Genomic DNA, 3,855 nt, shown 5'->3' with positions numbered 1-3,855 from the left:
GGGTCCTGGCAGGCGGTGAATGACTGGAAGTACTCCTCGTCGATGGTGGCGACGTACGGGTCGAAGTCCGGGTGCTGGCACTCCTCCATGAACTCGTATCGGGGGGTGTCGCATATGTCCAGCCAGTCCTGGACATCCCTTACGATGTCGATGCGAGGGTCTATCTCATGGTCCGACTGCCGCTCAGGCTCGTCCAGGACTGCTGCGCTCGCAGCGTAGACCGGTGTGACGGGCTGCGGGTGTGTCTTGCGAGGCTGACGCCTCGTCGAGGTCGACCCTGGGGGCTTGGGCAGGGGTCTGCCCTGGCTCTTGCCGTACGCTCGGTTGAGCAGCTCTTTGGCTGCCCATACGCGGTGTCCGACGCGGATGCCCTCGATCTCTCCCTTCACCACGTCGATGAGGAACTGACAGATCTCGCGTCCGCCATCGGACCTCTGCTTGATGTATGAGGAGATGGCGGGGTCTACCTCGACCTGGACTCTCTGGCTCCAATCCCTGTCAGAGACGTGCGGCGTATTGTCGGCGATGAAGTCGTCAGCGTCTTCGTGACCGTAGATGGTGAGGAGCCTCGCGGCTGTCAGCCTGTGGCCGATCTTGGCGCCGTCGAGGCGTCCTTCCAGCACGTCGATGAGGACGCGGGCGACGATCTTACCGTCGTCGGTGTTGTCTCTGATGTATTGGGATAGGGACATGGTTGGGGGCTATAATAGTACATACGTTCTTACACAGTCAAGGGGATTGTCTGAACTCGGATTTGTGTGATTATGGGATTTACATGATTTGGTTGTGTGGGTGATGTGGTTGTGGCTTCGGCTCGGACCCTTGGTGGGCTTACAGGGGTAGGTATTCGCATATCGTCATTCCGGCGAAGGCCGGAACCCACGAAGTGGCTCGCCGCTCTGGGTGGTGTCCAGTAGGTTGGAGTCGGACCTTTCGCCCTCACCCCCGGATCAAGTCCGGGGCAGGCTCCAGCCCTCTCCCCCAGGAGAGGGGGTCTGTTGGTTGGGGTTCTGGGTCAGTAGTTGTGGGCGTTGGGGTCCCAGTGGATTTCGGGGTGACTGCCGTGGACCTCGCAGTCGGGGTCTTTGCAGGCGGTGAATGACTGGAAGTACTCCTCGTCGATGGTGGCGACGTACGGGTCGAAGTCCGGGTACTGGCACTCCTCACTCCTCTCCACTCACTCCTAATTTTGTACTTGTCTTAAATTCTTCCCAATAAGACCCCTCACCACATTGACAATTTCGAATGACGGTAGCGACAATCTACTCTGCATCAATCTGTATTCATAGGGCAGCAACACTCCCGACGTGTGTCACCACGACCCGTCGGGGATGCAGCCATTCATCATATTGGAGCGCTCTCATGGCGAGGTCTTTCACAGAAGAAGGAATGTCAGATTCACACAAGATCGGTGAAGCGAGGTACCGGATGTCGCACATTATCCCTTCTGGCACGATAGCAAGAACCTTTCTGTTCGCGGGCGTACTGCTGGCGGTACTGTTTCTGGCGTCTCAGTCGTTCTTCTCGGCGTTCGCGCAGGAGACGGTGACGAATGCGGACGATACGACGGGCACGGAGGAGATAGATTACGACGAGAACGGCGACGACCCCGTCGTGGTCTATGCGGGGACCGACCCGGAGCAGCAGGATGTCACCTGGTCGATCTTGCCTGCTAGTACCGCTGGTCCAGATGCAGACGAGTTCGAAATGACAAACGGCGTGCTCACCTTCGAGGATCCGCCGGACTACGAGGATCCTGACGACAGCGCGCTCGGGGCTTACGCAGCTGGCGACAATGAATACGTCGTACAGGTGCGCGCTAGCACTATCAACGGCCCCCACCACACCATCACCGTAACCGTAAACGTCCAGAACGTGAACGAGGACGGGGAAGTAACTTTCTCTCACACCCAGCCCAAAGAAGGAACCGAGATCAGTGTAACGCTGACCGACGACGATCGCGCGATTGACTCTGCCCGCACTCTGACTGATCCGATTAGTACGGACTTAACCGGAAGCGCGTCCACCACATGGCAGTGGTACAGGTCCGAGTCCAGAGACGGACCGTGGGGGACACCGATTGCGACCAGTACCGACAACCCGACACTCAGCAATACTCGCACGCCCGAAGCTGCCGATGTGGGGCACTACCTGCGCGCGACAGCCACGTACTTCGACGGCCAAGACACGGATGAGGAAAGAACCGCTCATGGCATTTCCGACAACAAGGTGATAATGGAGGAGTACATTAACGCGGCCCCCGTGTTCCCTGACGACGACGAAGAAACCGCTGGCTCGCAGATAACCATGTCTGTGCCTGAAGACGAGAGCCTGGAGGAAGGCGATGCCGTCGGCCAACCGATTACAGCGGCGGACATCGGCGAGGACGGCTCGCAGGAGGTGTTGACCAGAAAACGAGAGCCTGTTCGACATAGACAGCTCAACGGGGCAGCTCAAACTAGCTGCTGCTGACAACCCGATTATGGACTTTGAGCACGACACCAACACAGACGACTCGTACGAGGTAGAAGTTACCGCCACCGATCCTGTAAATCTAACAGGAACAACTACGGTGACTATCAGAGTCACCGACGTGGACGAGGATCCGACGATCTCGGGTGATGATGGACCAGTACAGGATGAGAACACCTCCACTGCAACTGCAGTGGCAACGTTCACGGGTGCCGATGATGAGGATGACAACGCGACCTTGACTTGGTCGCTAACAGGGACCCACAGAAACGTCTTCGATATAGATGAGACCGGCGCTACCGCTGATCTCACATTCAAATCTGTGCAAAACTATGAGGCCCTGTCCTCAAGCATCAGGAATAGTGGGTATAGAGTTACGGTGAAAATGCCTGTGACCGTAAAGGTCATAAACGTGGAGGAGCCCGGAACAGTCACCCTGAGTCATCCCGAAGCAAGGGTTGGAATCTCGATAACGGCGACGCTGTCTGACGATGACAAGCCCTCCGGAATCTCCTGGTCGTGGAGTCTAAGTGGCTCAACCATCAGCGGAGCCACGAGGTCAAACTACACGGCAACGGCCACAGGGACACTGACGGCTATAGCAACGTACAGGGACGGTTTTAGTGCAACCACTAAGACTGCTACTAGTTCAGCGTATACAGTTGTGCCTGCTGTTTCTGCAATGGGGACTGCTACAAATACTGCCCCTACGATCAACGTTCCAGAAGCCACATCTGTGCCTGAGACAGCCGATGTTGGTACTACGGTCGGGAGCTTTTCAGCGACTGATGCCGATGGGGACGATACCTTCCTCTTCAATCTAACAAGTGGCAGCAGTTGGTTCGAACTCAATAGGTTAACAGGTGTTCTAACTACCAAAGTAGCCTTGAACCACGAGCAACGCGATTCTTACCCCGTCACGGTGTCTGCTACCGATTCCTCTCGAAGAACCGGCTCCGGCAGGAGCGTAACCATCTCGGTCACTAACGTAGAAGAGGATCCTGTAATCGCCGAAGGAGACGCAATTCTCGATTATCCAGAGATCAAGAGCGGCAGTCCGAATACGGACGTGGTGTTCACGTACACTGCGACCGACGATGAGGATAACAACGCGAACCTGCGATGGTCGCTGTCGAGTGATGCGGTATTCGAGCTCAGCAACGCCACCGGTGCGAACACCACGCTCAGTTTCAAGTCTGCCCCAGACTTCGAGGACGACGAATTCTCCAACCCAGCCACCGTGAGGATCACAGTCACTGACAGTGCCAGCAGCGCCGATTGGCGACAGGCAAGCGTGAATGTCACCAACGTGGATGAGCCTGGCAAGGTAACCGGGCTGCCCGCGCAGCCAACAGAAGGGGTCCTGATGACAGTAATGCTCGA

General features: G+C 56.8%; 4 protein-coding genes. 2 read left to right on the top strand and 2 right to left on the bottom strand.

Going from position 1 to position 3,855, the window contains the following annotated elements:
* Both J4G14_09500 and J4G14_09495 read right to left on the bottom strand, forming a co-directional pair.
* Window positions 1-692: hypothetical protein (locus J4G14_09500; GenBank protein ID MCE2458035.1), on the bottom strand; the 692-nt coding region annotated here is incomplete at its 3' end.
* Window positions 693-1,015: 323 nt separating this feature from the next.
* Window positions 1,016-1,177: a hypothetical protein gene (locus J4G14_09495; protein MCE2458034.1), complete on the bottom strand. Its 162-nt coding sequence runs from the start codon at window positions 1,175-1,177 to the stop codon at window positions 1,016-1,018.
* A 212-nt stretch (window positions 1,178-1,389) separates the two neighbouring features.
* Here J4G14_09495 and J4G14_09490 point away from each other — a divergent pair, with 212 nt between their 5' ends.
* Window positions 1,390-2,472 (top strand): hypothetical protein, encoded by a 1,083-nt coding sequence (locus J4G14_09490; GenBank protein MCE2458033.1) that lies wholly within the window; start codon window positions 1,390-1,392, stop codon window positions 2,470-2,472.
* 10 nt (window positions 2,473-2,482) lie between these two features.
* Window positions 2,483-3,855, top strand: a 1,373-nt coding sequence (locus tag J4G14_09485; protein MCE2458032.1) for a cadherin repeat domain-containing protein, incomplete at its 3' end; no start/stop codon positions are given.

This window comes from Dehalococcoidia bacterium (assembly GCA_021295915.1).
Classification (GTDB): domain Bacteria; phylum Chloroflexota; class Dehalococcoidia; order Lucifugimonadales; family UBA1123; genus VXRN01.
The sequence above is the reverse complement of the archived record's forward strand: the minus strand, read 5'-3'. Positions and strand labels throughout refer to the sequence as shown.